The 23,160-nt window shown below is 67.4% G+C and carries 27 protein-coding genes and 1 tRNA gene; 16 read left to right on the top strand and 12 right to left on the bottom strand.

Going from position 1 to position 23,160, the window contains the following annotated elements; all coding sequences use genetic code 11:
• The first annotated feature begins 321 nt into the window (after positions 1 to 321).
• From C7I84_RS14345 to C7I84_RS14330, 4 genes are read left to right on the top strand one after another with little or no spacing between them, the layout of a single operon-like run.
• A complete protein-coding gene (locus tag C7I84_RS14345; protein ID WP_106772874.1) occupies positions 322 to 678 on the top strand; it encodes an ArsR/SmtB family transcription factor in 357 nt (118 codons plus the stop codon).
• A complete protein-coding gene (locus C7I84_RS14340) occupies positions 653 to 1,630 on the top strand; it encodes an SRPBCC family protein (protein ID WP_106772873.1) in 978 nt (325 codons plus the stop codon). The genes C7I84_RS14345 and C7I84_RS14340 overlap by 26 nt, the downstream gene beginning before the upstream one ends.
• Positions 1,627 to 2,079 carry an SRPBCC family protein gene (locus C7I84_RS14335; RefSeq protein WP_106772872.1) on the top strand — a complete coding sequence of 151 codons (453 nt, stop codon included), beginning with the start codon at positions 1,627 to 1,629 and terminating at the stop codon, positions 2,077 to 2,079. Before C7I84_RS14340 ends, C7I84_RS14335 begins: the two co-directional genes overlap by 4 nt.
• Positions 2,076 to 2,660, top strand: coding sequence for a glutathione S-transferase N-terminal domain-containing protein (locus tag C7I84_RS14330; RefSeq protein WP_106772871.1), 585 nt, complete (start codon positions 2,076 to 2,078; stop codon positions 2,658 to 2,660). The genes C7I84_RS14335 and C7I84_RS14330 overlap by 4 nt, the downstream gene beginning before the upstream one ends.
• A gap of 260 nt (positions 2,661 to 2,920) precedes the next feature.
• Here C7I84_RS14330 and C7I84_RS14325 read toward each other — a convergent pair whose 3' ends face one another.
• Positions 2,921 to 4,030 (bottom strand): mandelate racemase/muconate lactonizing enzyme family protein, encoded by a 1,110-nt coding sequence (locus tag C7I84_RS14325; protein ID WP_106772870.1) that lies wholly within the window; start codon positions 4,028 to 4,030, stop codon positions 2,921 to 2,923.
• A gap of 141 nt (positions 4,031 to 4,171) precedes the next feature.
• Here C7I84_RS14325 and C7I84_RS14320 point away from each other — a divergent pair, with 141 nt between their 5' ends.
• The 7 genes from C7I84_RS14320 to C7I84_RS14290 are packed head-to-tail and all read left to right on the top strand — an operon-like array spanning position 4,172 to position 10,558.
• Complete coding sequence (locus C7I84_RS14320) at positions 4,172 to 4,828, top strand: helix-turn-helix domain-containing protein (RefSeq protein WP_106772869.1); 657 nt, start codon at positions 4,172 to 4,174, stop codon at positions 4,826 to 4,828.
• A gap of 36 nt (positions 4,829 to 4,864) precedes the next feature.
• Positions 4,865 to 5,935 (top strand): extracellular solute-binding protein, encoded by a 1,071-nt coding sequence (locus C7I84_RS14315; protein WP_106772868.1) that lies wholly within the window; start codon positions 4,865 to 4,867, stop codon positions 5,933 to 5,935.
• Between the two features lie 22 nt (positions 5,936 to 5,957).
• Positions 5,958 to 6,857 carry an ABC transporter permease gene (locus C7I84_RS14310; protein WP_106772867.1) on the top strand — a complete coding sequence of 300 codons (900 nt, stop codon included), beginning with the start codon at positions 5,958 to 5,960 and terminating at the stop codon, positions 6,855 to 6,857.
• Entirely contained in the window at positions 6,854 to 7,639 is a 786-nt protein-coding gene (locus C7I84_RS14305) for an ABC transporter permease (RefSeq protein WP_106772866.1), read from the top strand. Before C7I84_RS14310 ends, C7I84_RS14305 begins: the two co-directional genes overlap by 4 nt.
• A gap of 1 nt (position 7,640) precedes the next feature.
• Positions 7,641 to 8,753 carry an ABC transporter ATP-binding protein gene (locus tag C7I84_RS14300; RefSeq protein WP_106772865.1) on the top strand — a complete coding sequence of 371 codons (1,113 nt, stop codon included), beginning with the start codon at positions 7,641 to 7,643 and terminating at the stop codon, positions 8,751 to 8,753.
• Positions 8,754 to 8,775: 22 nt separating this feature from the next.
• Complete coding sequence (locus C7I84_RS14295) at positions 8,776 to 10,161, top strand: NAD(P)/FAD-dependent oxidoreductase (RefSeq protein ID WP_106772864.1); 1,386 nt, start codon at positions 8,776 to 8,778, stop codon at positions 10,159 to 10,161.
• Positions 10,162 to 10,186: 25 nt separating this feature from the next.
• Positions 10,187 to 10,558: a cupin domain-containing protein gene (locus C7I84_RS14290; RefSeq protein ID WP_106772863.1), complete on the top strand. Its 372-nt coding sequence runs from the start codon at positions 10,187 to 10,189 to the stop codon at positions 10,556 to 10,558.
• Between the two features lie 52 nt (positions 10,559 to 10,610).
• Here the strand turns inward: C7I84_RS14290 and C7I84_RS14285 are convergent, their stop codons facing one another.
• Together C7I84_RS14285 and C7I84_RS14280 are read right to left on the bottom strand one after the other, a co-directional pair.
• A complete protein-coding gene (locus C7I84_RS14285; RefSeq protein ID WP_245428443.1) occupies positions 10,611 to 11,894 on the bottom strand; it encodes a PQQ-dependent sugar dehydrogenase in 1,284 nt (427 codons plus the stop codon).
• A 144-nt stretch (positions 11,895 to 12,038) separates the two neighbouring features.
• Positions 12,039 to 12,344 (bottom strand): hypothetical protein, encoded by a 306-nt coding sequence (locus C7I84_RS14280; protein WP_106772861.1) that lies wholly within the window; start codon positions 12,342 to 12,344, stop codon positions 12,039 to 12,041.
• 236 nt (positions 12,345 to 12,580) lie between these two features.
• Here C7I84_RS14280 and C7I84_RS14275 point away from each other — a divergent pair, with 236 nt between their 5' ends.
• Both C7I84_RS14275 and C7I84_RS14270 read left to right on the top strand, forming a co-directional pair.
• A complete protein-coding gene (locus tag C7I84_RS14275) occupies positions 12,581 to 12,940 on the top strand; it encodes a hypothetical protein (protein ID WP_106772860.1) in 360 nt (119 codons plus the stop codon).
• A 3-nt stretch (positions 12,941 to 12,943) separates the two neighbouring features.
• Positions 12,944 to 13,300 carry a hypothetical protein gene (locus tag C7I84_RS14270; protein WP_106772859.1) on the top strand — a complete coding sequence of 119 codons (357 nt, stop codon included), beginning with the start codon at positions 12,944 to 12,946 and terminating at the stop codon, positions 13,298 to 13,300.
• A gap of 218 nt (positions 13,301 to 13,518) precedes the next feature.
• On the opposite strand, the gene C7I84_RS14265 is transcribed toward C7I84_RS14270, so the two are convergent.
• Both C7I84_RS14265 and C7I84_RS14260 read right to left on the bottom strand, forming a co-directional pair.
• Positions 13,519 to 13,594 (bottom strand) — tRNA-Ala (locus tag C7I84_RS14265).
• 154 nt (positions 13,595 to 13,748) lie between these two features.
• Positions 13,749 to 14,129, bottom strand: coding sequence for a TIGR02300 family protein (locus C7I84_RS14260; protein WP_106772858.1), 381 nt, complete (start codon positions 14,127 to 14,129; stop codon positions 13,749 to 13,751).
• 208 nt (positions 14,130 to 14,337) lie between these two features.
• Between C7I84_RS14260 and aroA the strand changes: the two genes are divergently transcribed.
• The gene (aroA, locus tag C7I84_RS14255; RefSeq protein WP_106772857.1) at positions 14,338 to 15,687 is read left to right on the top strand and encodes a 3-phosphoshikimate 1-carboxyvinyltransferase; all 1,350 of its coding nucleotides are present in this window, start codon (positions 14,338 to 14,340) and stop codon (positions 15,685 to 15,687) included.
• A 44-nt stretch (positions 15,688 to 15,731) separates the two neighbouring features.
• Here aroA and C7I84_RS14250 read toward each other — a convergent pair whose 3' ends face one another.
• Positions 15,732 to 16,241 carry a hypothetical protein gene (locus C7I84_RS14250; protein WP_106772856.1) on the bottom strand — a complete coding sequence of 170 codons (510 nt, stop codon included), beginning with the start codon at positions 16,239 to 16,241 and terminating at the stop codon, positions 15,732 to 15,734.
• Positions 16,242 to 16,341: 100 nt separating this feature from the next.
• Here C7I84_RS14250 and C7I84_RS14245 point away from each other — a divergent pair, with 100 nt between their 5' ends.
• Entirely contained in the window at positions 16,342 to 17,862 is a 1,521-nt protein-coding gene (locus tag C7I84_RS14245) for a protein adenylyltransferase SelO (protein WP_245428440.1), read from the top strand.
• Positions 17,863 to 17,954: 92 nt separating this feature from the next.
• Here the strand turns inward: C7I84_RS14245 and C7I84_RS30355 are convergent, their stop codons facing one another.
• The 3 genes from C7I84_RS30355 to C7I84_RS29695 are packed head-to-tail and all read right to left on the bottom strand — an operon-like array spanning position 17,955 to position 19,116.
• Positions 17,955 to 18,530, bottom strand: a complete 576-nt coding sequence (locus C7I84_RS30355; protein WP_207771003.1) for an alpha-ketoglutarate-dependent dioxygenase AlkB — start codon at positions 18,528 to 18,530, stop codon at positions 17,955 to 17,957.
• Positions 18,531 to 18,544: 14 nt separating this feature from the next.
• Positions 18,545 to 18,838, bottom strand: coding sequence for a hypothetical protein (locus tag C7I84_RS30350; protein WP_207771002.1), 294 nt, complete (start codon positions 18,836 to 18,838; stop codon positions 18,545 to 18,547).
• On the bottom strand, positions 18,835 to 19,116 hold the full coding sequence (locus tag C7I84_RS29695; protein ID WP_133170098.1) for a hypothetical protein: 282 nt from the start codon (positions 19,114 to 19,116) through the stop codon (positions 18,835 to 18,837). The genes C7I84_RS30350 and C7I84_RS29695 overlap by 4 nt, the downstream gene beginning before the upstream one ends.
• Before the next feature lie 209 nt (positions 19,117 to 19,325).
• On the opposite strand from C7I84_RS29695, the gene C7I84_RS14235 reads away from it, so the two are divergent.
• Positions 19,326 to 19,556, top strand: coding sequence for a hypothetical protein (locus C7I84_RS14235; protein WP_106772855.1), 231 nt, complete (start codon positions 19,326 to 19,328; stop codon positions 19,554 to 19,556).
• A 61-nt stretch (positions 19,557 to 19,617) separates the two neighbouring features.
• On the opposite strand, the gene C7I84_RS14230 is transcribed toward C7I84_RS14235, so the two are convergent.
• Genes C7I84_RS14230 through C7I84_RS14220 form a run of 3 tightly spaced genes read right to left on the bottom strand, consistent with a single transcriptional unit; the run spans position 19,618 to position 23,121 of the window.
• Positions 19,618 to 20,538, bottom strand: a complete 921-nt coding sequence (locus tag C7I84_RS14230; RefSeq protein WP_106772854.1) for an ABC transporter permease — start codon at positions 20,536 to 20,538, stop codon at positions 19,618 to 19,620.
• Positions 20,538 to 21,605 carry an ABC transporter permease gene (locus tag C7I84_RS14225; protein ID WP_207771001.1) on the bottom strand — a complete coding sequence of 356 codons (1,068 nt, stop codon included), beginning with the start codon at positions 21,603 to 21,605 and terminating at the stop codon, positions 20,538 to 20,540. Before C7I84_RS14225 ends, C7I84_RS14230 begins: the two co-directional genes overlap by 1 nt.
• On the bottom strand, positions 21,589 to 23,121 hold the full coding sequence (locus C7I84_RS14220) for an ABC transporter ATP-binding protein (RefSeq protein ID WP_106772853.1): 1,533 nt from the start codon (positions 23,119 to 23,121) through the stop codon (positions 21,589 to 21,591). The genes C7I84_RS14225 and C7I84_RS14220 overlap by 17 nt, the downstream gene beginning before the upstream one ends.
• Positions 23,122 to 23,160: the final 39 nt, after the last annotated feature.

Genomic DNA, 23,160 nt, shown 5'->3' with positions numbered 1-23,160 from the left:
ACCAGCGCCTCGAGGTGTGCTCGTCCATCCTTCGACAGAAAGCCGCCGCGAATCATGATCCCAGCAGAATCGCACGCGGCCCCAACGTCAACGCCGTTCTTCGGGTCTCCAGGGAGTCGGGGTAAAACTGTCCCCTGTCCAAAGTTGTCGAGCAAGCCGAATGCGAGGGGAGATGCGGAGCCATTGCGCCGCCGTACCGGCGGCGCAATGCTCCGGCGGCGCAGAACAAAACCTGCTCAAGACGACTCGACCGAACCTGCTTGACAATGACATCGGATCGATTTATTTAACCGGTATGTTAATTAACTCGTCAGTTGAATAATGAGCACCGACCGGCTGAGCATGACCTTGCAGGCGCTGGCCGACCCGACGCGGCGGGCGATCCTGGCGCGGCTGGCGACCGGCGAGGCGACGGTCAACGAGCTGGCCGAGCCGTTCGACATGAGCCTGCCGGCCGTGTCCAGGCACCTCAAGGTGCTGGAGCGCGCCGGCCTGGTGGAGCAGGGCCGCACCGCCCAGTTCCGGCCGCGCAAATTCCGTCCCGAGCCGCTGCGCGACCTCGCCGGCTGGCTCGAAAACTACCGCCGGTTCTGGGACGAGAGCTTCGACCGGCTCGACGCCTATCTCAAGGAACTGCAGAAAGGAGAGAAGCATGGAAGCGACCCAAAGGATCGCTGAGGCCGCGCAGCCCGGCGTGCTGGTCAGCCGCGTCTTCGACGCGCCGCGCGACCTGATGTTCCGCATCTGGACGGAGCCGAAGCACCTGCTGCGCTGGTGGGCGCCGCACGACTTCACCGTCCCCGACGCCGTCTTCGACGCCCGCCCCGGCGGCAGGCTGCGCATCGACTTCCGCGCGCCGGGCGGCTTCGTCTTCGCCAACCACGGCAAGGTGGTGGAGGTCGCGCCGCCGGAGCGCCTGGTCTTCACGACCGAGTATCGCGAAGGCGGCAAGCTTCTGGTCGAATCGCTGTTTACCGTCACCTTCGCGGAAGAGGGCGAACGCACCCGCGTGGCGATCAAGGCCGACGTCATTTTCGCCGATCCGGCCGCGGCCGAGAGCCTGGCGGGCATGGAGGAAGGCCTGACCCAGCAGATCGACAAGCTCGAGCTGCACGCCGCCGCGGCGGCCAGGAACGATCCCGGCGCGCTGATCCTCGCCCTGCCGAAGGGCCGTCCGGTGATCCTGATGCGCCGCAGCTTCGCCGCCCCGCGCGCGCTGGTGTGGAGCTGCTTCACGCGGCCCGAACATCTCGCCGCCTGGTGGGGTCCGCGCGACCACAAGAACACCATCACCGCGTTCGACCCGCGCGCCGGCGGACAATACCGGGTCGAGCAGTCCGATCCGCAGGGCAACCGCTATATCTTCTTCGGCGACTATCTCGAATTCGTCGCGCCGGAGCGGCTGGTCAACACCTTCGCGATGGAAGGGCCTTACCGGGACAAGCGCATCGTCAACACCCAGATCTTCGAGGAGATCGAAGGCGGCACGCAGTTGACGGCGGTGTCGCGCTTCGACAGCGTCGCCGAACGCGACGGCATGGCGGCTTCCGGCATGGAATGGGGCGCCCGCCAGAGCTACGAGCGGCTGGAGGAGCTTCTCGCCACGCTCGACCAGGGAGGAAACTCATGAACGTCCGCGCCGAAACCCGCCCGGAGCTCACCATTCGCCGCCGCTTCGACGCGGCGCGCGAGCTGGTATTCCGATGCTGGACCGAGCCCGACCGGCTCAACCGCTGGTGCTGCCCGAAAGGTTTTACGCTGCCCTTCTCGGAAGGCGACATAAGGCCGGGCGGATGGTTCAAGACCTGCATGCGCGATCCCGACGGGACCGATCACTGGCTCGCCGGCACCTACAGGGAGATCGTGCCGCCGGAGAGGATCGTGTTCTCGCACCGCTGGCTCGACGACAAGGGCATGCCCGAGCACGAAACGGTCGTCACCATCACGCTGAAGGATGACGACGGCGGCACCATGCTCACCCTGCACCAGGCCTTCTTCCTGTCCTACGCCTCGCGCGACGGCCATCGCGTCGGCTGGGAGGAGACGCTCGACAACCTCGCGGAGTATCTTGTGCAATGAAGCTCTATCTCGCCCCCGGCGCCTGCAGCCAGGCGCCCCACATCGCCCTCAACGAGGCCGGCCTCGGCTATGAGATGGTCAAGGTGGACATTCCCACCCGCACGACCGAGGCCGGCGACGACTTCACCAGGGTCAACCCGAAGGGTTACGTGCCGGCGCTCGTCCTCGACGAAGGCGAGGTGCTGACCGAGAACGTCGCCATCATCACCTGGATCGCCGAGCAGGCGCCGCACCTCATCCCGCCCGGGCCGCTCGGCCGCATCCGCATGATCGAGGCGCTCGGCTTCATGACGGAGGAGCTGCACAAGCCGTTCCTCGCCTATATGTTCCTGCCGGGCGACGAGATGAAGGCGATCAACAAGCAGGTGCTCGGCGAACGCTTCGACTACCTCGCCGGCCAGCTCAAGGGCGACTATTTGTTCGGCAACGATTTCAGCGGCGCCGACGCCTACCTGTTCGTCATGGCGAGCTGGGCCCCCGGCCTGGACATCGCGCTGCCGGCCGCGCTCGAGGCCTACCATGCCCGCATCGCGGCGCGGCCCGCGGTGCAGGCGACGCTGAAGGCGGAAGGGCTGGCCTGAGGTATTTCCGGCCGTCGGCGGAATACGCCAGACAGCCTCTCGTCCGGCGCCTCCCCCTCGAGGGGAAACTAGACCCTGCTACCCCCACCCCTGACCCTCCCCACAAGGGGGAGGGGGACCTTGCCGGCCGCCATGCCGCGCAAAACCGGTTGACGATTGGCGCCAAACGGAAATGCCGGTTCCCCTCCCCCTTGTGGGGAGGGGTCAGGGGTGGGGGTAAACTCCTACGCGATCACCCCTGTCTCTTGCAGGGCTCAAAGTCACTTCCCCGAAATCTCCAGGAACGGCTTGCCGAGCCGTTCCGGCAGCACGTCGATGCCGAGGCCGGGGCCGTCGGGAATGCCCATGCGGCTGCCGCTCACCGGCGGGCAGTTGGCGGCCGTCCGCACTGTGACCCATTCGTGGAAGGCGATGGCGTGCAGCCGGCGCTCCTGTGGCGTCGACAGCGACAGGTGCGCCATGGCCGCCGTGTCGATCTCGGCGCCGCCGGTATCCTCGACGGTGACCATGAAGCCGAGGTCGACGGCGAGGTCGCGCAACTGCCTGGTCTTCGACACGCCGCCGAGGCGCGAGATCTTCAGCGTCAGGCCGTCGGCAGCGCCCTTGCGGTGGATGTCGAGCAGGTCGTCGAGGGTAACCACGGATTCGTCCAGCACCATCGGCTTGTCGAGCGAGCGGCGCACCGACAGGCACTCGTCGATCGTCGCGCAGGGCTGCTCGAACACATAGTCGATGGCGCGGGTGGCGTCGGCGAACTGCCTTGCCTGGAACGGCGTCCAGCCGGCATTGGCGTCGCAGAAGATCACGGTCTCCTTCGGCACCGCGGCGGCGACCGCCGCGACACGCTCGATGTCGCCGCGCACACCGCCGCCGACCTTCACCTGGATGCGGTTGAAGCCGTCGCCGACGAAGCGTGCCGCCAGCTTCGCCATGGCGTCGGCCGGCCCGTGGGTGACGACCTTGTAGAGCTCGGCGGTGTCGCTCTCGCGGCCGCCGAGCATGGTGACCAGCGGCACGCCGGCGGCGCGCGCGGCAAGGTCGCAGCAGGCCATGTCGAGCGCCGACTTCACATAGGGATGGCCCTTGAACACCGTGTCCATCAGCCGGCCGACCTGCGCAAGCGCCCGCGGATCGGCCCCGAGCAGGTGCGGGGCGATCTCGGCGGTGCCCTTCTCGGCGCCGGCGGCGAAGGCGGCGGAATAGAAGGTGCCAAGCGGCGCCATCTCGCCCCAGCCGGTCAGCCCGTCATCGGCGGTCAGCGCCACGATCACCGCGTCGAAGGCATCGGCCTGGCGCGCCTTCGACATCCTGTACGGCCCGTCGACGAAGGGCTGGAGAAGGCGGTAGGCCTTGATCGTCGTGATCCGCATTGTCCTGCCGGGCGTCGGGAACTTTCCGGCAGCGAAACATACCGGCAACGGCCCGGCAACCGCGATTCACGACGCGGCGCGTCGATTCCGTCTTGCGCGCGACCGGTTCACTTAATAGGGTGTTAAGTGAGAGGTGGAACCATGCCGAGCAGGAATGCCGCCAATGCCGTTGTCGACGAAGCGGCACCGGAGGCCGACAAGCCCAACGGCGTCGGGCCGCGCATCAAGGCGTTCCGCACCGCCCGCCGCGTTTCGCTGCGCCAGCTCGCCGAGATGACCGGCACGACGGCGAGCTTCATCAGCCAGCTGGAGCGCAATCTGTGCGGCGCCAGCAGCAGCACGCTGATCCGCATCGCCGCCGCGCTGGACCTCGGCATCAAGGACCTGTTCGACGACAGCGACGCGCCGCGCCACAAGGTGCTGCGCCGCGAGGCGCGGCCGGCGCTGCCGGTGAGCGAGGGCTGCCGCAAGATGCTGCTGTCGCGCCGGCCGATCCACGAGTTCGAGGTCTATGCCGGCCATTTCGACGTCGGCGGCTCGACCGGCGCCGAGGCCTACACGCATGGCGGGCGGCACGAGATGTTCGTGGTGCTCAAGGGCACCGTCGAGCTGACGCTGGGCGAGGAACGCTTCGTCCTGCGCGAGGGCGACAGCGTCGAATACGCCACCTCGACGCCGCATCGCACCGCCAATGTCGGCGACACGCCGGCGGAGGTGCTGTGGATCATCGCCCCGCCGACCAGCGGTCCGGTTGAGCTCGACCGATACATGGCCCGGAAACCGCTCGCATCCGGGTGACACAAGCGCGAGTCGAAAATAAATGGGAGAACTTCAATGAGAATGACAGTCGGAAAGGCGGCAGGCTTCGCCCTGCTGATGGCGACGACGGCTGCACTTGCCCAGTCGAAGCCGGTGGCCGGCGAGGTCGCGGAAGGCTCGCTCAAGGGCAAGACGCTGACCTTCGCCTCCTATGGCGGCATCTACCAGGACGGCCAGGTGGCGGCGCTCAAGGAATTCGTCGACAAGTCGGGCGTCACCCTTCTCAACGACGGGCCGACCGAGATTTCCAAGGTGCAGGCGCAGGTCGAAAGCGGCAACGTCACCTGGGACGTCGTCGACACCGCCGATTTCCCGCCCTACGTCTATTGCGGCTCGCTGTTCCAGAAGCTCGACTTCTCCAAGATCGACATCTCCAACATCCCCGAGGGCCAGGTCAGCGAGTGCAGCGTGCCGGCCATGAACTACGGCGTCGTGCTGATGTACAAGAACGACACCTACAAGGATAACCCGCCCAAGGACTGGAAGGACTTCTTCGACACCGAGAAGTTCCCCGGCATCCGCGCCGTCGACGGCAGCGGCGATTTTTCCGGCGGCCTGCTCGAGCAGGCGCTGCTGGCTGCCGGCCAGCCGATCGACAACCTGACGCCGGCCGACATCGACAAGGGCATCGAGAAGATGCGCACGCTCGGCCCCGACACCATCTACTGGAAGACCGGCGCGGAATCGCAGCAGCTCGCCGAATCCGGCGAGGCCGACATGATCGTGATGTGGACCGGCCGCGCCATGACCGCGGTGAAGAACGGCGCGGCCTACACGCCGGTGTGGAAGGACTGGCTGGTGGTGATGGACCAGATGACCATCCCCGTCGGCGTCAAGGATCCGGACGCCGCGCATGCGCTGATCAACGCCTATGTCGGCAAGAGCGCGCAGGAGGTGCTGGCCAAGGATACGTCCTACACGCCGATCCACAAGGACGCCAAGCCCGAGGTCGACGAGGTCACCGCGTCGTTCATGACCAACACGCCCGACAAGCTGAAGCTCGGCTTCCAGCAGAACATGAAGTTCTGGGTCGCCAATTTCGACGCGGCCAACGAGAAGTGGGCCGGCCTGATGGCCGGCAACTGAGGCCGCGCGGACGCCGGGACCCATGGCGGGCAGCGACATAGCCGCGACCGGCGGCCGGACAGCTTCGGCGCCGGCCGCCGCGGGCGAGCCGCGCCGGCGCCTGTCCGGCGGGCCGTTCTGGCTGGTCGTGCCGGCGCTGCTGCTGCTGGTCGCCGTGCTCGGCCTGCCGCTCGCCATGATCGTGATGCGCAGCTTCGCCGAGCCGCGATGGGGCCTGCAGAACTACTTCTGGTTCTTCGGCACGCCGGTGAACCTCATCGTCCTGCAGCGCACCTTCGTCATCTCGGCCTGGGTGGCGGTGGTCTGCCTCGTCTGCGGCTACCCCTATGCCTATGTGATGACGGCGGTCGGGCCGAAGCTGCGGCTGGCGCTCATCCTGTGCGTGCTGGTGCCCTTCTGGGTGAGCGGTGTGGTACGCACGCTGGCCTGGGTCATCCTGCTGCAGGATTCCGGCGTCATCAATTCCGTCCTGCGCGGCCTCGGCCTCGGCTCGGTCCGGCTGATCCGCACCCAGACCGGCGTGGTCATCGGCATGGCGCAGGTGCTGCTGCCCTTCATGATCCTGCCGCTCTATTCGGTGATGAAAACCATCGACCTCCGGCTGGTGCAGGCGGCGCGCAGCCTCGGCGCCAGCCCGGCGCGCGCCTTCCTCCAGGTCTACCTGCCGCTGTCGCTGCCCGGCGTCTATGCCGGCGCCATCATCGTCTTCATCCTGGCGCTCGGCTTCTACATCACCCCGGCGCTGCTCGGCGGGCCGCGCTCGACCATGCTGTCGACGCTGATCCAGAACCAGGTGCTCAGCCTGCTCAACTGGGGCCGCGGCGGCGCCATGGGCGTGGTGCTGCTCATCGCCACCTTCGTGCTGCTGGCCATCGCCGCGCCGCTGATGCGCCAGCCGCACCGCCAGGGGGAGCGCCGGTGAAGCTGCCTTCCCGCATCCTTCTCGGCCTGTTCTGCCTGCTGGTCGCCGTCTGGCTGGTGGCGCCGACCTTCGTGGTCGTGCCGATGTCGTTCAACGAGAAGAAGTCGCTGGCCTTCCCGCCGGACGGCTTCTCCTGGCAGTGGTACCACAACTTCTTCACCAATACCGACTGGTCCTCGAGCTTCTTCAGCTCGCTCAAGGTCGCCACGGTGACGGCGCTGGTCGCCACCGTGCTCGGCACGCTCGCCGCCTTCGGGCTCGACCGCATGAAGAGCCGGGCCAGCGGCGTGCTGCGGGCCTTGCTGATCACGCCGATGGTGGTGCCAGGCGTGGTGCTGGCGGTCGGCATCTATGCCGTCTATCTCGACACGCATCTGGTCGGCACCATGACCGGCTTCGTGCTGGCGCACACCATGCTCGCCATCCCCTTCGTCATCATCGCCGTATCAGCGAGCCTGGAGGTGTTCGACAGACGGCTGGAGGTCGCCGCCACCAGCCTCGGCGCCAGCCGGCTGACGGCGTTCCGCACTGTCACCCTGCCGCTGATCGCGCCGGGCATGCTGTCCGGCCTGCTGTTCGCCTTCGTGACCTCCTTCGACGAGATCATCGTCGCGCTGTTCATCACCAGCCCCTATCTGAAGACGCTTCCCGTGCAGATCTATTCCAGCATCACCCGCGACGCCGACCCGACCGTCGCGGCCGTCGGAACCATCCTGTTCCTCGTCACCTCGCTGGTGATCGGCGCCGGGCTGATCATCGGTTCACGCCAGGGGAGGCGCTGACATGGCACCATCGGGCACACGCGGCGCTGCCATAGACATCCGCGCCGTCAGCAAGCGCTACGGCAACTTCGCCGCGCTCGACAACGTGTCGCTGCATATCGAGCCGGGCGAGTTCATGACGCTGCTGGGCCCGAGCGGCTCCGGCAAGACGACGACGCTCAACGTCATCGCCGGCTTCACCGAGGTGAGCTCCGGCGCGCTGGAGGTGGGCGGCCGCAGCGTCGTCGGCGTGCCCGCACACAAGCGCAACATCGGCGTGGTGTTCCAGCACTACGCGCTGTTCCCGCATATGACCGTCGCCCGCAACGTCGCCTATCCGCTCGGCCTGCGCGGCATTTCCGGAGCAGAGCGCGAGCGGCGCGTCAACAAGGCGCTCGACATGGTCAAGATGGTGGATTTCGGCCATCGCTATCCGAGCGAGCTGTCCGGTGGCCAGCAGCAGCGCGTGGCGCTGGCCCGCGCCACCGTGTTCGACCCGCCGCTGCTCCTGATGGACGAGCCGCTCGGGGCGCTCGACAAGAAGCTGCGCGAATGGCTGCAGCTCGAGATCAAGCGCATCCACCGCGAGCTCGGCACCACCTTCGTGTATGTCACGCACGATCAGGAGGAGGCGCTGGTGCTGTCCGACCGCATCGCCGTGTTCAACCAGGGCCGCATCGAGCAGATCGGCACCGGCCGCGAACTCTATGACGAGCCGGCGACGCTGTTCGTCGGCAAGTTCATCGGCGATTCCACCATCCTGCGCGGACCCGCCGCGACCTCGGGCGGCGAGACGGCACTGGACATCGGCGGCCAGAAAGTCGCGACCGCCGGCCGCCTTGCCAATGGCGGCACGCCGGTGATGCTGCTCAGGCCCGAGAAGCTGGCGCTCGCCCGCCCCGGCGCGACGGCCGAAAACGGCCGCAACCGCCTGTCCGGCCGCGTCGGCGAGGCGATCTATCTCGGCTCCGGCTCGAAATACGAGGTGGTGCTGGCCGACGGGTCGAAGGCGATCGTGCGCTCCGGCCTCGACGCCGAAAGTTTTGCCATCGGCGAGGAGGTCGACCTGCTGTTTTCCGGCGGCGATGCAAAACTGCTGGCCGACGATGCCACGGCCGACCTCACCCTCACCTGACCTTCTCATTGGAATCGATCGCATGGACGCCAAGGTCAACGGCAACGTGTCGTTCTGGTATGCCGACATCGGCGGCCCGCCCGCCCCTCGGCCGCCGCTGCCCGGCGACATCGACGCGGATGTCTGCATCGTCGGCGCGGGTTATACCGGGCTGTGGACGGCCTATTACCTGAAGAAGGCCGAGCCTTCGCTGCGCATCGTCATCGTGGAAAAAGAGTTCGCCGGCTTCGGCGCGTCGGGCCGCAACGGCGGCTGGCTGTCGGGCGGCTTCAGCTGGTCTCGCGAGAAATACGAGAAAACCTCGTCGCGCGGTGCCGTGGTCGCCATGCAGAGCGCCATGCAGGGCACGGTCGACGAGGTGATCGCGATTGCCGAGGCCGAAGGCATCGACGCCGACATCCGCCGCACCGACGAGCTCCTGGTCGCGACCAACGAGGCGCAGTTGCAGCGCGCCAAGGCGATGTACGAGCACGCAAGGTCGTGGGAACTGACGGAGGACCGCGTCGGCTACATCGACGGCGCCGAAGCCGGCCGGCGCATCGCCGTCGACAACGTGCTCGGCGCCTTCGTGATCAAGAAGGTAGCGCGCGTGCAGCCGGCCAAGTTGGTGCAGGGGCTGGCCGCCGCCGTGGCGCGGCTCGGCGTGCCGATCTACGAGCAGACGACGGTGCTCGCCATCGACAAGGGCAAGGTCACCACCGACCGCGGCATCGTGCGCGCCGAAAAGATCGTCCGCGCCACCGAAGGGTTCACCGCCGGGATTGCCGGGCACGAGCGGCTGTGGTTGCCGCTGAACAGCGCCATCGTGGTGACGGAACCGCTGCCGGAGAGCCTGTGGAAGGAGATCGGCTGGGATGGCTACGAGGTGCTGGGTGATGCCGCACACGCCTATTGCTATGCCCAGCGCACCCGCGAGGGGCGCATCGCCATGGGCGGCCGAGGCGTGCCCTACCGCTTCGGCTCGAAGACCGACGTGCGCGGCCGCACCCAGCGGGCGACCATCGACAAGCTGCACACGATCCTGACCACGCTGCTGCCGCAGACCAGGGGCCTGCGCCTCGACCACGCCTGGTGCGGCGTGCTCGGCGTACCGCGCGACTGGTGCACGACCTGCGGCTTCGACCAAAACACCGGCATCGGCTGGGCCGGCGGCTATGTCGGCCTGGGCGTATCGAGCTCGAACCTGTCGGGCCGCACGCTGCGCGACCTGCTGCTCGGCCGCGACACCGAGCTGACCCGCCTGCCCTGGGTCAACCGGCAGGTGCGCAAATGGGAGCCGGAACCGCTGCGCTGGCTCGGGGTGCATTCCATGTACCAGCTCTACCGCATCGCCGACGAGCGCGAGGCGAGGGGCCTGCCGCGCACCTCGCGGCTCGCCGCCTTCGCCGACCGGCTCACCGGCCACTGATCGCCTTCCAGGGATTTATCCGCACATGATCGACTTCAAGACTTTCGCGCATCTGGCGGCCGTCGACCTCGGCCCGCCGCAGCCCAAGCCGACCTCCGTCGAAGGCGACCAGATGGAAGCGAGCAAGGTGCTGTGGACCTCCGACGACGGGCTGGTGGAGGTCGGCGTGTGGGAATGCTCGCCCGGCCGCTTCACCGCGAGCCGCGACGACAATTCGGAGATCTGCCACATCGTCTCGGGCCGCGTGACCTTGCATGGGCCGCATGGGGCCGAGCGCGACGTCGGCCCGGGCGAGCTGCTGGTGCTGCCTATCGGCTGGCGCGGCGAGTGGACGATTCATGCCACCACCCGCAAGCTTTATGTCGTGCATCTGCGGCCCGAAGGCGGTGCTGCGTAGCAAAGCGAGGAGCTTACCGGCGCGATGCGTTCGCGCTGTTCATGCTGCTTCGTCATTGCGCCGGCACGACGCGCCAGATCCTGTTGCCGACGTCGTCGGCGACCAGCAAGGCGCCGCTTCGGTCGATCGCAACGCCCACCGGCCGACCGTGGGCGACGTCGTCCTCGCCGAGGAAACCCGTCAGGATGTCCTGCGGCGGCCCGGACGGGCTGCCGTTGCTGAACGGCACGAAGATCACCTTGTAGCCGCTGCGCGGCTTGCGGTTCCATGAGCCGTGCTGGCCGACGAACGCCCCGTTCCTGAACCGCGGTCCGAACCGGTCGCCGGTGTTGAAGGTGAGTCCCAGCGACGCCGTATGGGGACCAAGCGCGTAGTCCGGCTTGATCGCCTCGGCCACCAGATCCGGCCTCGGCGGCTCGACCCGCTCGTCGACATGCTGCCCGAAATAGCTGTAGGGCCAGCCGTAGAAGCCGCCATCCTTCACCGACGTCATGTAGTCCGGCACGAGGTCGCTGCCGATCTCGTCGCGCTCGTTCACGGCGACCCAGAGCGCACCGCTGTCGGGATTCCACGACAGGCCGTTCGGATTGCGCAGCCCTGACGCGAACAGCCGCATCTGCCGGCTGGCGAGGTCGACCTCATGCACGGCGGCGCGGCCCTCCTCCTCGTCCATGCCGTTCTCGCCGACATTCGAGTTCGAGCCGACGGTGACGTAGAGCTTGGTGCCGTCGCGGCTGGCGATCACGTCCTTGGTCCAGTGGTGATTGCGCCCGGCCGGCAGGTCGACGATCTTCTCGGCCGGCGCGGTGATCTCGGTCGCACCCTCCTGATAGGGGAAGGCGACGATCGCGTCGGCATTGGCGACGTAGAGCGTGCCGCCCACCAGGGCCATGCCGAAGGGCGAGTTCAGGCCCGACAGGAACACCGTCTTCGTCTCGGCGATGCCGTCGCCGTCACCGTCGCGCAGCAGCGATATGCGGTTGGCACTCGGCACTTCTGCGCCGGCCTGGCTCTGGAAAAAATCGATGAAGAAGCCGCGGATGCTGAAGCCCTCGTCCGGCTTCGGCGGCGCATTGCTTTCCGCCACCAGTACGTCGCCGTTCGGCAGCACATGCAGCCAGCGGGGATGATCGAACCCCCCGGCAAACTCGTTGACGGTCAGGCCGTCCGCCGCGGTCGGCACCACCCCTTGCGGCCACGGCTCGGCCTCGGCGACATGGACCGTCGGAATCCAGGTGGGGTTGGGTTCCGGCAAGGTCGGATCAGGCCCGTAGCCTTGCTCGATCGGAACCGTCGCCTCCTCCCGCGAGAGATAGACGATGCCGCCGGCGGCCACGACCGCAATGACGACAAGGGCGACAACAGCGGCGAGCAGCTTCTTCACGGGCGAAATCCTTTGAGCCAGTGGCTGTGCCCGGCACGTCGGACACAGCCGGGATGGCGCCGCGGGCCGCAAAGCGCCCGGACGGCGCGTTTGGACCTATTGGCGGACGAGTTCGTAGAAGCTCTCGCGAAGGCCCGGCGTGTCTTCGGCCACGACAAGCGCCAGGGATCGCTCGTCGAACAGCCTGAGCCACTCCTCCCACTCGACGAGTTCGCGGCCGCCGGCGTTCTCCGGCCGTTCCGGCCGGTCCTGGTCCTGATAGGCCGCCTGGTCGAACACGATGGCCAGCATGGGCTGCATCCCGCCCTCCGTGGAGGTATCGATGAGCGCCGGAGAGCCGGCACGCGCCGCCGCCCAATCGCGGATCGCATCGTGGTCGGTGAGGGTAATGGTGTTCGCCATCTTCTTCGCTCCGTCCTGTCGTTCGGAAATGAGGCAGACGCGCCCTTGTTCCTTGCCAGCGCAAGTTTGATCGCCTATTGCGTGGCGGCCGCATGACGGGCTCGATCGCGCATGTCGCGGCGGTTCGCCAAGGAGCCGGCACGTTCACGGTTCATACAAAATTAGTTGCTCTTTTCATCGCTTCCCAATAGCGTTGGTCATCTGCGGGCAGCCAGACGCTGCCGGCGGGAGGAAAGATGAAGCTTTTCATGGTGTCGGTGCTCTCGGGAGAGCCTGATGAAGAGTACATGGATGTATTCGACACCATCATGCGTGGGCGTTTCGACCCGTTTCTCGATGTGATTTCTTTCATTCTACTGGCGGAAGGCGAAGCCGAGGCGAGACGGCTTGCCATGGAGGCGGCCGGTGACCATGCCGACTGGTGGGGTTATCCGGAGCTCACCGCCTGCCGGGAGATCGATATGGCCGAGGGCCGCCGCGTGCTCATGAGCGCCTGGCATGTCGACCGGATGGAGGATAGGACCTCGCTGCCGCTCGCATGGCGCGAGGACCCGCCGGAACGGCGCCGGACCGGGTCGAAGGAATACGCGGGGTAGCAGATGACCAAGACGACGACAGCGCTCGAACAGGCGGCAGGCGAGCTCGACCCATTCGCCTTCCGGGAAACGGCGGGATCGGACGCCGGCATGAAGGCGGCTTATGGCGACTATGCGCGGATGCGGCGGCAGGAGGCCATGCAGCGCCTGTCGGCGGCGATCGGCCATCTGCGGGAACCCGACGCCGCCATGCTGGCGGCCGGCCGCGAGGCGCTCCTGGCCATGGACCCGCAAGCCGCCGGCGCGGTCGATCCGAAGCAGATCTGGTACGCGATGTTCGATCACATGGTCAGCAGCGCGAAGCAGGGCTCCGCCGATACCGGCACGCATGTCGAGGGAAAGGCGAAGGCCGGCGGCTGATCCAAGCAGCTCAGTCCTGGGCGCGGCCTGGATAGCAGCCCGGTCGCTTGCTCCGACCATTGCGTCGACCAAGCCAGGCGGAGCGAGGCTCTCCAGGAGAAAACCTGCGTCGGAAATCGGCCAAACAGTCCCGATTTCCAGCGTGTCTGCGGATAAAAATCCGCCTGTTCGTCGCGAAAAACCGATGGCTTGCGGGAAAAGTCGTCTGGAAAAAGAGTTGGTGGAGCCAAGCGGGATCGAACCGCTGACCTCCTGCATGCCATGCAGGCGCTCTCCCAGCTGAGCTATGGCCCCGTCTTTCCGGCCAAGGCCGGCGCCCGTGGCGGGCGTGGGAACGATCCCGAGGGACCGTCGTGATGGCGGCTTCTAGCGCCGCCATCGTTCAAGATCAAGCCTCTCTTCGAGGCTTTTTGTTCGGGCCGCGGCGCCAGGCCGCAGCCCGCGCTTCTCAATTCTCGTCGTCGTCGCCGACGCCGACGATGCCGGTGACGTCGTCGCCGTCTTCCTCTTCGTCCTCGAGGAACACATCGGCCTCGTCGTCGTCGCCGAGATCGACTTCGTCGTCGCCGAGATCGGGAAGGTCGTCGCCGCCCTTCGCCTCGTCATCGGCCTCCTCGAGCGAAACGACTTCCGGGCTCTCGTCCTCGGAATCGACTTCGCGCTCCTCGACCTCCTCTTCCTCCACCGTCTTGCTGCCGGCGCTCTCGAAATAGGAAAGCGGATAGGCCTTGCCGGTGTAGGGGGAAACGATCGGATCCTTGTTCAGATCGTAGAACTTCCGGCCCGTTTCCGGGTCTATGCGTTTTGTACCGAGTTCGGATTTTGCCACGGTTAGCCTCGTCAGAAAGAACGGACCCCATAACCGCAGTTCCTTGACCTGTCAAAGCCAAAAAATCTCCGGCTTTTCTCTGGAAAGCCTCGCTTTCGGGCGCATTCGGCGAGGGGATGACCATCGCGCCAGGCTGTGTTAGGAGACCGGCGCAAACCGAGCCACCCTCGCCGCCCCACGGGCGGTCCGCCGAACGAGGTCCAACACAATGTCCCACCATGGCAGCGCACGGCCGGCAACGGCCAGCAGATCGCCTGCGCTCAACGGCAGGGTCCGCATGCCCGGCGACAAGTCGATCTCGCATCGCTCCTTCATGTTCGGCGGCCTCGCCTCCGGCGAGACCCGCATCACCGGCCTGCTCGAGGGCGAGGACGTGATGCGCACCGGCGAGGCGATGAAGGCGATGGGCGCCGCGATCGAGAAGCGCGGCAACGAATGGATCATCCAGGGCACCGGCAATGGCTGCCTGCTCGAGCCGGCGGCGCCGCTCGACTTCGGCAATGCCGGCACCGGCTCGCGCCTCACCATGGGCCTGGTCGGCACCTACGACATGACGACAACCTTCATCGGCGACGCCTCGCTGTCGAAGCGGCCTATGGGCCGCGTGCTCGACCCGCTGCGCGAGATGGGCGTGCAGGTGATCGACGCCGCCCCGGGCGACCGCATGCCGCTCACCCTGCGCGGCCCGCGCCAGGCGGCGCCGATCGCCTATCGCGTGCCGATGGCCTCGGCGCAGGTGAAGTCGGCGGTGCTGCTCGCCGGTCTCAACACGCCGGGCGTGACCACCGTGATCGAGCCGGTGATGACGCGCGACCATACCGAGAAGATGCTGAAGGGTTTTGGCGCCAGCCTGGAGGTCGAGACCGACCGCGACGGCGTGCGCCACATCCGCATCGAGGGCCAGGGCAAGCTTTCCGGCCAGGTGATCGCGGTGCCGGGCGATCCGTCCTCAGCCGGCTTCCCGCTGGTTGCGGCCCTGATCGTGCCGGGCTCGGATATCATCATCGAGAACGTGCTGATGAACCCGACCCGCACCGGGCTGATCGCCACGCTGCTGGAGATGGGCGCCTCGATCGAGCTGGTGAACCCGCGCAACGCCGGCGGCGAGGACGTCGCCGACCTGCGCGTGCGCTCGTCCGAGTTGAAGGGCGTCACGGTGCCGGCCGAGCGCGCGCCATCGATGATCGACGAATATCCGGTGCTCGCCGTCGCAGCATCCTTCGCCGAGGGCGAGACCGTGATGCTCGGCCTCGAAGAGCTGCGCGTGAAGGAAAGCGACCGCCTCGCCGCGGTGGCGCGCGGGCTGGCGGCCAACGGCGTCGACTGCACCGAGGGCAAGGATACGCTTGCCGTACGTGGCGTGCCGGGTGGCAAAAATCTCGGCGGCGGCACGGTGACGACGCATCTCGACCACCGCATCGCCATGAGCTTCCTGGTCATGGGCCTTGCCGCCGAAAAGCCGGTGACGGTCGACGACCAGACCATGATCGCCACCAGCTTTCCGGAGTTCATGGGACTGATGACGGGATTGGGCGGCAAGATCGGCGAAGCAGACTGACGGTCGCCGTCACCGGCTCCTGGATCGTCGCCGTCCCGCCATCCTCATTCCGCTTTTCGTCGCCTCCCCCGCGACGCCAGGATCTCGCCCAGCGTCACCGGCCGGAAATCCCGGGCATCGACACCCACATCGTACTGGCGGGTGAGCGGTTTCAGCCGGCCGTGCGAATGGCCGTGCAGGTCGATCGACTTCCTGCCGATCTGGTTCCAGGTGCGGAAGGGATAGTGGCAGAGGATCAGGTGATGGCCGTCGATCCTGAGCTCGGCATAGTGCTGCACGCTCGCCCAGCCGGCCGCGCCGGTGGTCTCGGCGCCGTCATTGTTGCCGACGATCAGATGCTTGCGGCCGTTGAGCCGCGACAGCAGCGCATCGACGCGGCCCTTGCCGTCGAGGGCGAAGTCGCCGAGATGCCAGAGCTCGTCGTCCGGCCCCACGGTCTCGTTCCACAGCCCGACCAGCGCCTCGTCATGCGCGGCAAGCGAGGCGAACGGCCTGCGATCGATCCTGAGGATGCGCGGGTCGCCGAAATGCGTGTCGCTCGTGAAGAAGAGCATGTCTGCGCCTCATGGCCTATATTAGGAACAGGCGGATCGATTGAACGATCCGGGCAGGAGCCTGTTATCTAGAGGCACGGCTCAATTGGAAAGCAGGCCCATGGCGGAACCGATGGCGGCGAGACGGACCGAGGCACGGGCGCAAGCCGGTCCGCCCGTCTTCGACAACAGCTATGCGCGGCTGCCGGACCGGTTCTTCGCCCGTCCCGCCGACAATCCGGTATCGGCGCCGAAGCTGATCCGCGTCAACCGGCCCCTGGCGGCGGAACTCGGGCTCGATGCCGCCTGGCTGGAAAGCCCGGACGGAATCGGCATGCTGGCCGGCAACGGCTTCCCGGCGAGCGCCGAGCCGATCGCCCAGGCCTATGCCGGCCACCAGTTCGGCAATTTCGTGCCGCAGCTCGGCGACGGCCGGGCGCTGCTGATCGGCGAGGTCATCGACACGTCCGGCAAGCGGCGCGACCTGCAGCTCAAGGGTTCCGGACGGACGCTTTTCTCGCGCGGCGGCGACGGGCGCGCCGCCGTGGGCCCGGTGCTGCGCGAATATGTCGTCAGCGAGGCGATGGCGGCGCTCGGCATCCCGACGACGCGCACGCTTGCCGCCGTGGCGACCGGCGATCCGGTCTATCGCGAGACGCCGCTGCCCGGCGCGGTGCTGGCGCGCGTCGCGGCGAGCCATATCCGCATCGGCACGTTCCAGTATTTCGCCGTGCGGCAGGACGTGGAGGCGATCAGGATTCTGGCCGACCACGCCATCGGCCGGCATTTCCCGGACCTGGCGGAGCGCGAGCAGCCTTATCTCGCCCTGCTGGAGAAGGTGATCGCCGTGCAGGCCGACCTGGTCGCGCGCTGGATGCTGGTCGGCTTCATCCACGGCGTGATGAACACCGACAACATGACGATCTCCGGCGAGACGATCGATTACGGCCCGTGCGCCTTCATGGACGAGTACCATCCCGGCACGGTGTTCAGCTCGATCGACATGCAGGGCCGCTATGCCTATGCCAACCAGCCGCGTATCGCCGCCTGGAACCTGACACGCTTCGCCGAGACGCTGCTGCCGCTGCTCAACGACGACCAGGACGAGGCGGTCCGGATGGCCGAGGGCGCGCTGAAGACGTTCCAGTCGGCCTATGACGCGACCTTCCACCACGGCTGGCGGCTGAAGCTCGGACTGCTTGCCGACCAGGACGGCGACCTGCAACTCGTCAGCGATCTTCTGGCGATCATGGCGAGCAACCAGGCCGATTTCATGCTGACCTTCCGGGGACTGGCCGACGAGATCGACGGGTCTGCCGGCGAGGATTCCGTCGGACGCCTCTTCGCCGAGCCGAAGGAATTTCAGGACTGGGCCGAGCGCTGGCGGCAGCGGCTGGCGCAGGAACCGACGCAAACCGCCGAGCGCCGCAAGGTGATGCTGTCAACCAACCCGAAATACATCCCGCGCAACCACCGTGTCGAGGCGGTGATCAAGGCGGCCGTCGAGGGCGGCGACTTCCGGCCTTTCGAGGAACTGCTGGAAGTCATCATCCGGCCGTTCGACGAGCAGCCGGAACGCGCCGCCTACGCGCTGCCGCCGCAGCAGCACGAGCGGGTTTTGCAGACCTTCTGCGGAACCTGAGGATATCCGATATAAGAGCGTGATCACTGGCCGCCGGCTCGGCCGGTGAAGGGATGCACGCAACAGCCCGAACGGCGTGCTCAACCGTGCCATCAGCCTTCCGGCCGCTTCAGCGACCTGAATGTCACGGAATAGCGCAGTGCCTCGCCGGCCGGGATGCTGTGCTCCCACACCGTACGTGCCTCGCCGCGCAGCAGGTAGGCCGAGCGCGGCTCCAGCAGGACGGCGGCGCGCTGCCACCTGGCGCCGGCACGCCGCCGGAGCCGGAAGCGGCATGGCGAGACGAAGGAGATGCCGATCACGTCGCCGAAGACCGGCCGGTCCCTGTGCCATCCGATCGCGGCACCCGGCGCGTATTCTGTGACCAGCACATGCGGCAAGGCCGCCGGCGGAAGACCGGCGAAACCGGCGGCGCGCTCGCGCAGCGGCAGCAGGAAATCCGGGATGGGCGCGGCCTGTTGCAGCGCTCCCGCCTGGAAGTCGTAGCGCAGGCCGAAGGTGACGACGCGGCGGTTGCCGAGATAGCCCTGGAATTCGAACGGTTTCAGGTCGAGCCGGGCGAAGCCGGCGACGAGGTCGCCCTCCTCCGCCGCCGAAATCAGACCCGGCCGGTAGGCAAAGCCGTCAGGCAGGTCGTCGGCAAGAAAGCTCGGCTGGATGGCGCTCATTGCACGCCTTGACGTCACCGGCACGGCTGCCGGGCGGCCCAGCGCCGCTTCGCCTCCGCCATACGCCGCTCGACCCGCGGCCAGGCATCGTTGACCTCGTCGAGCGTCAGCCCGGCGGCGACGGCGTCGGTCAGAAAGCGCCGTTGCAGGACGTCCGCGTCCTCGGGATCCCGCGATGCATGGACGACATTCGCATCGATCCAGTTGTCGAGAAAGTTGCGGGTGCGCTCGTCCGGCAGGGCCGGCGGCGCATCGGCGAGCGCCGCAAGATGTTCGAGCTGCTGCTCCTTGTCCGGTGGGCGGGTCATGACTGGCGCCGGCGGAAGGCGAGCAGCTTGCCGGGCCGGCGGGACGAACCCTCCGCCTCGGTCTTGGCGGCATGTGCGGCAGGGCGGCGGCGCTCATCGATCGCCACGACGTTGTCTGCCGTCTCGATTGCGTCGAGGCGCTCGAAGAACGTCCGAAGTTCAGGTCGAAGCCCTTCGCCCCTGTCCTGAGCGATCCTGTCCAATTCCGTAAAAGGCCCAAGCATCGTAATCACCAACCACATCTTCGGCGAAAGCAACCCGGCGATGGAACCATCCATCTCGATCCATTGCTTCCGCCGTTTTGGCCAATTTCTACTTTGCAACGGAGGGGCGGCTTACTTGTTCCACACACGGCAGATTGCGCTCCAGTCCGGAACAAAGAAATCGCCAGACGGTTCTGCGTCCGGGCAGGTTTGGGGAAGTGACCACGCCGCTGCAAAGGCCAAGCGTATTTGGAAGAGATGCCACCCAGTGAAGGAGGCTCGACATGCCGAAGGACCGACATCCCGAACAGGATCCCGCCGAAGGCTCCCGCAAGATCGTCGAGAGGCAATTGGCTGGCAATGGCCGGCGCAAGCAGGTCGAGGACGACGCCGAGGGTCAGTTCGTCCGTTCGCACAAGGGTGCCGGGAACGACGGCATGAGCAGCGCCAATCCGCGCCCGCTGTCCGGCGACGAGCAAGGCGACGCGACCTTTCCGCTGAAGCGCAAGAAATGAGTGCTCCATGCCGCTCCGGCGTGGCGGCGCAATGTTGGGCTGGCGGACCCCTCCAGAAACGTCAGCTCGCCGGGCGGAACGGCTTTGCCAGAGACGCCGGAAAATGCTGGGCGAGCATCTGCCGGTTCTGCGAGATGATGACCAGCACGGCGATGGTGGCGAGGTAGGGCAGCGCCGACAGCAGCTCGGACGGCACCGCGATGCCGAGCGCCTGGCCCTGCAGCTGCAATATGGTCATGCCGCCGAAAAGCCAGGCGCCGAGCAGCACGCGCAGCGGCCGCCAGGTGGCGAACACCACCAGCGCCAGCGCGATCCAGCCTTTTCCGGCGGTCATGTTCTCGACCCAGAGCGGCGTGTAGGCGACCGACAGATAGGCGCCGCCGAGGCCGGCCATCAGCCCGCCGAACAGCACGGCGAGATAGCGGATGCGGATGACCGGGAAGCCGATGGCGTGCGCGGTCTCGGGCGACTCGCCGACGGTGCGCAGGATCAGTCCCGCCTTGGTGCGGTAGAGGAACCAGGTGATGACCAGGAAGCAGGCGATCGCGAAATAGACCATCGGGTCGAAGCGGAAGACCATCGGCCCGATCACCGGGATGTCGGAGAGGACGGGCACCTGGATGCGCTTCAGCGCGTCGATCGGCGCCGAGCCGAAATTGCGGCCGAGAAAGGCCGAGACGCCCGATCCGAAGATGGCGAGCGCCAGCCCGGCGGCATACTGGTTGGTGAGGAAGGTGAGCGCCAGCACGCCGAACAGCAGCGAGGCGGCCGCACCCGCCAGGCCGCCGGCGAGGATGGCAACCGGCATCGGCAGGCCGGCGATGACGGCCCAGAAGGCGAAGGCCGCCCCCATCAGCATCATGCCCTCGACGCCGAGATTGAGCACGCCGGATTTCTCCACCACCAGCTCGCCGAGCGCGGCGAAGATCAGCGGCGTGGCGGCGATGACGGTGCCGGCGAAGATGGCGACGAACAGGTCCATCAGGCATGCTCCGGAAGCCGGCGCAGCCGGTAGAAGATGAAGAAGTCGGTGGCGAGCAGGAAGAACAGCAATATGCCCTGGAAGATGCGCGTCAGCGCCGAGGGCAGGCCGAGATTCATCTGGATGGCCTCGCCGCCGAGGAAGAGCAGCGACATCAGCAGGCCGCCGAGCACGATGCCGAAGGCGTTGAGCCGGCCAAGAAAGGCGACGATGATCGCGGCGAAGCCATAGCCCGGGGAGATCTGCGGCGACAGCTGGCCGAGCGGGCCGGCGACCTCGGCCATGCCGGCGATGCCGGCCGCCGCACCGCCGGCGAGCAGGCCGATCCACACCGCCGAGGATTCGCGAAAGCCGGCATAGCGCGCGGCGAGCGGGGCGGCGCCGGAGACCGACATCTTGTAGCCCATGAAGCTGCGGTCGGCGAACAGCCACATCAGGAACACCGCGACCACGGTGAGGAAAATGGAGGGGTTCAGCCGGTAGGCGTAGTCGAAGGGCTCGAACATGGCGGCGGCCGGCAGCAGCGCCGTCTGCGGGTAGTTGAAGCCGGCCGGATCGCGCCACGGCCCGTGCACCAGCCACGACAGCAGCAGCGTCGCCACATAGGTGAGCATCAGCGTGACGAGGATCTCGTTGGTGTTCATCCGCGCCCTGAGGAAGGCGGGGATGGCCGCCCAGGCCATGCCGGCCAAGGCGCCGGCCAGCACCATCAGCGCCAGCAGCATCGGGCTTTCCGGATTGGGATAGAACAGGCCGACGCCGCAGGCGGCGATGGCGCCGGCGATGAGCTGGCCTTCGGCGCCGATGTTCCACACATTGGCGCGAAAGCCGACGGCCAGGCCGCAGGCGATCAGGATCAGCGGCGAGGCTTTCAGCAGCCATTCGGACAGCCCGTTGACCGAGCTGAGCGGAGCGACGAAGAAGGCGTGCAACGTCGCCAGCGGATCGTAGCCGAGCGCGGCGAAAAGCGCCGAGCCGACCGCCAGCGTCAGCACGACCGCGATCACCGGCGCGGCCACCCGCATCATCGCGGACGGCTCGGGCCTCTGCTCAATCCTGAAGCGCAAGGTCTTTCCCTTTCGTTCCGCTGGCGCGGTTGGTCATGAGCAGACCGACCTCCTCGCGGTTGGTTTGGCGCCGGATCAGCGGCGGCGATACCTTGCCCTGGCAGATGACGAGCAGGCGGTCGCAGATCTCGAAGAGCTCGTCGAGTTCCTCCGAAACCACTAGCACCGCCGCGCCGGCACGGCTCAGATCGACCAGCGTCTGGCGGATGAAGGCGGCCGCGCCGACGTCGACGCCCCAGGTCGGCTGCGACACCAGGAACAGCTTCGGCGCGAGCGCGATCTCGCGCCCGACGATGAATTTCTGCAGGTTGCCGCCGGACAGGCTCTGCGCGCTGGCCTGCGGGCCGTTTGCCTTGACCTTGAAGCGGTCGATGACGCCCTTGGCGAAGGCGGCGGCCTTGCCGCGGTCGACCAGCCCGTTGCGGACGATGCCGGTGCGGTGGCCGGTCAGCACGGCGTTCTGCCACAGCGCATGCGGCGGCACGGCGCCGCGCCCCAGCCGCTCCTCCGGCACGAAGGCCATGCCGAGCCTGCGTCTCTGGCCGGCGCCGAGATGCGCCGAGGGCTTGCCGCCGATGCGGATCGCGTCGGGGTCCGCGTGCGTCCGCTCGCCGCTGAGCAGTGCCACCAGCTCGGCCTGGCCGTTGCCGGAGATGCCGGCGAGGCCGACGATCTCGCCGCCATGGACGGCGAAGGAGACACCTTCCAAGGCGACGCCGTAGCGGTCGCGTGGCGCGGCGGTCAGGCCGCGGACCTCCAGCACCGGCGTCTCGCCCGGCATTGCCGGGCTGACATGCATCTCGGGCAGCTGCGAGCCGACCATCATGCGGGCGAGCTCCAGCGAGGTGGTCTGCTTCGGCTTCGCCGTGCCGGTCACTCGGCCGTTGCGCAGCACGGTGGCGGAATCGCAGAGCTCCTGGACCTCGTCGAGCTTGTGGCTGATGTAGACGATGGAGCAGCCTTCGGCGGCGAGCTGGCGCAGCGTCTCGAACAGTTTCACCACCGCCTGCGGGGTAAGAACGGAGGTCGGCTCGTCGAGGATGAGCAGCTTCGGCGAGCGCAGCAGGCAGCGCACGATCTCGACGCGCTGGCGCTCGCCGACGGACAGGTCGTGGACGCGCCGGCGCGGGTCGATCGGCATGCCGTAGCGCTGCGACAGGTCGGTAATCTGCGCGGCGAGCGCGTCGAGGTCGAAGCGGCCCGGCAGCGACAGCGCGATGTTCTCGACCACGGTGACGGATTCGAACAGCGCGAAATGCTGGTAGACCATCTCGATGCCGAGGGCGCGCGAGCTGGCCGGGTCGTGCGCCGCGATCAGCCTGCCGTCGCAATAGATTTCACCGGAATCGGCCTGGGCGGCGCCATAGATGATCTTCATCAGCGTCGACTTGCCGGCGCCGTTCTCGCCGAGCACGGCATGGATCTCGCCTGGCATGATCGACAGCGAGATGTCGTCATTGGCGACGACGCCGGGATAGCTCTTGCAGATGTTGCGCAGTTCGAGGCGCGGGATCATCGGGGACCTACCTTGCGGGTGGGTGGGGCTTTGCCGCGG

This window comes from Kumtagia ephedrae (assembly GCF_003012745.1).
GTDB classification, from domain to species: domain Bacteria; phylum Pseudomonadota; class Alphaproteobacteria; order Rhizobiales; family Rhizobiaceae; genus Kumtagia; species Kumtagia ephedrae.
This window is presented reverse-complemented; position numbering and strand designations above follow the sequence as displayed.

Bases quoted from the DNA above. Each gene is read 5' to 3' on its own strand.
- C7I84_RS14290 (WP_106772863.1), top strand. From the start codon at position 10,187: ATGATCGACTTCAAGACTTTCGCGCATCTGGCGGCCGTCGACCTCGGC.
- C7I84_RS14295 (WP_106772864.1), top strand. From the start codon at position 8,776: ATGGACGCCAAGGTCAACGGCAACGTGTCGTTCTGGTATGCCGACATC.
- C7I84_RS14220 (WP_106772853.1), bottom strand. From the start codon at position 23,121: ATGATCCCGCGCCTCGAACTGCGCAACATCTGCAAGAGCTATCCCGGC.
- C7I84_RS30355 (WP_207771003.1), bottom strand. From the start codon at position 18,530: ATGAGCGCCATCCAGCCGAGCTTTCTTGCCGACGACCTGCCTGACGGC.
- C7I84_RS14340 (WP_106772873.1), top strand. From the start codon at position 653: ATGGAAGCGACCCAAAGGATCGCTGAGGCCGCGCAGCCCGGCGTGCTG.
- C7I84_RS14275 (WP_106772860.1), top strand. From the start codon at position 12,581: ATGAAGCTTTTCATGGTGTCGGTGCTCTCGGGAGAGCCTGATGAAGAG.
- C7I84_RS30350 (WP_207771002.1), bottom strand. From the start codon at position 18,838: ATGACCCGCCCACCGGACAAGGAGCAGCAGCTCGAACATCTTGCGGCG.
- C7I84_RS14245 (WP_245428440.1), top strand. From the start codon at position 16,342: ATGGCGGAACCGATGGCGGCGAGACGGACCGAGGCACGGGCGCAAGCC.
- C7I84_RS14330 (WP_106772871.1), top strand. From the start codon at position 2,076: ATGAAGCTCTATCTCGCCCCCGGCGCCTGCAGCCAGGCGCCCCACATC.
- C7I84_RS29695 (WP_133170098.1), bottom strand. From the start codon at position 19,116: ATGGATGGTTCCATCGCCGGGTTGCTTTCGCCGAAGATGTGGTTGGTG.
- C7I84_RS14235 (WP_106772855.1), top strand. From the start codon at position 19,326: ATGCCGAAGGACCGACATCCCGAACAGGATCCCGCCGAAGGCTCCCGC.
- C7I84_RS14270 (WP_106772859.1), top strand. From the start codon at position 12,944: ATGACCAAGACGACGACAGCGCTCGAACAGGCGGCAGGCGAGCTCGAC.
- C7I84_RS14230 (WP_106772854.1), bottom strand. From the start codon at position 20,538: ATGGACCTGTTCGTCGCCATCTTCGCCGGCACCGTCATCGCCGCCACG.
- C7I84_RS14335 (WP_106772872.1), top strand. From the start codon at position 1,627: ATGAACGTCCGCGCCGAAACCCGCCCGGAGCTCACCATTCGCCGCCGC.
- C7I84_RS14345 (WP_106772874.1), top strand. From the start codon at position 322: ATGAGCACCGACCGGCTGAGCATGACCTTGCAGGCGCTGGCCGACCCG.
- aroA (WP_106772857.1), top strand. From the start codon at position 14,338: ATGTCCCACCATGGCAGCGCACGGCCGGCAACGGCCAGCAGATCGCCT.
- C7I84_RS14310 (WP_106772867.1), top strand. From the start codon at position 5,958: ATGGCGGGCAGCGACATAGCCGCGACCGGCGGCCGGACAGCTTCGGCG.
- C7I84_RS14280 (WP_106772861.1), bottom strand. From the start codon at position 12,344: ATGGCGAACACCATTACCCTCACCGACCACGATGCGATCCGCGATTGG.
- C7I84_RS14320 (WP_106772869.1), top strand. From the start codon at position 4,172: ATGCCGAGCAGGAATGCCGCCAATGCCGTTGTCGACGAAGCGGCACCG.
- C7I84_RS14315 (WP_106772868.1), top strand. From the start codon at position 4,865: ATGAGAATGACAGTCGGAAAGGCGGCAGGCTTCGCCCTGCTGATGGCG.
- C7I84_RS14250 (WP_106772856.1), bottom strand. From the start codon at position 16,241: ATGCTCTTCTTCACGAGCGACACGCATTTCGGCGACCCGCGCATCCTC.
- C7I84_RS14300 (WP_106772865.1), top strand. From the start codon at position 7,641: ATGGCACCATCGGGCACACGCGGCGCTGCCATAGACATCCGCGCCGTC.
- C7I84_RS14325 (WP_106772870.1), bottom strand. From the start codon at position 4,030: ATGCGGATCACGACGATCAAGGCCTACCGCCTTCTCCAGCCCTTCGTC.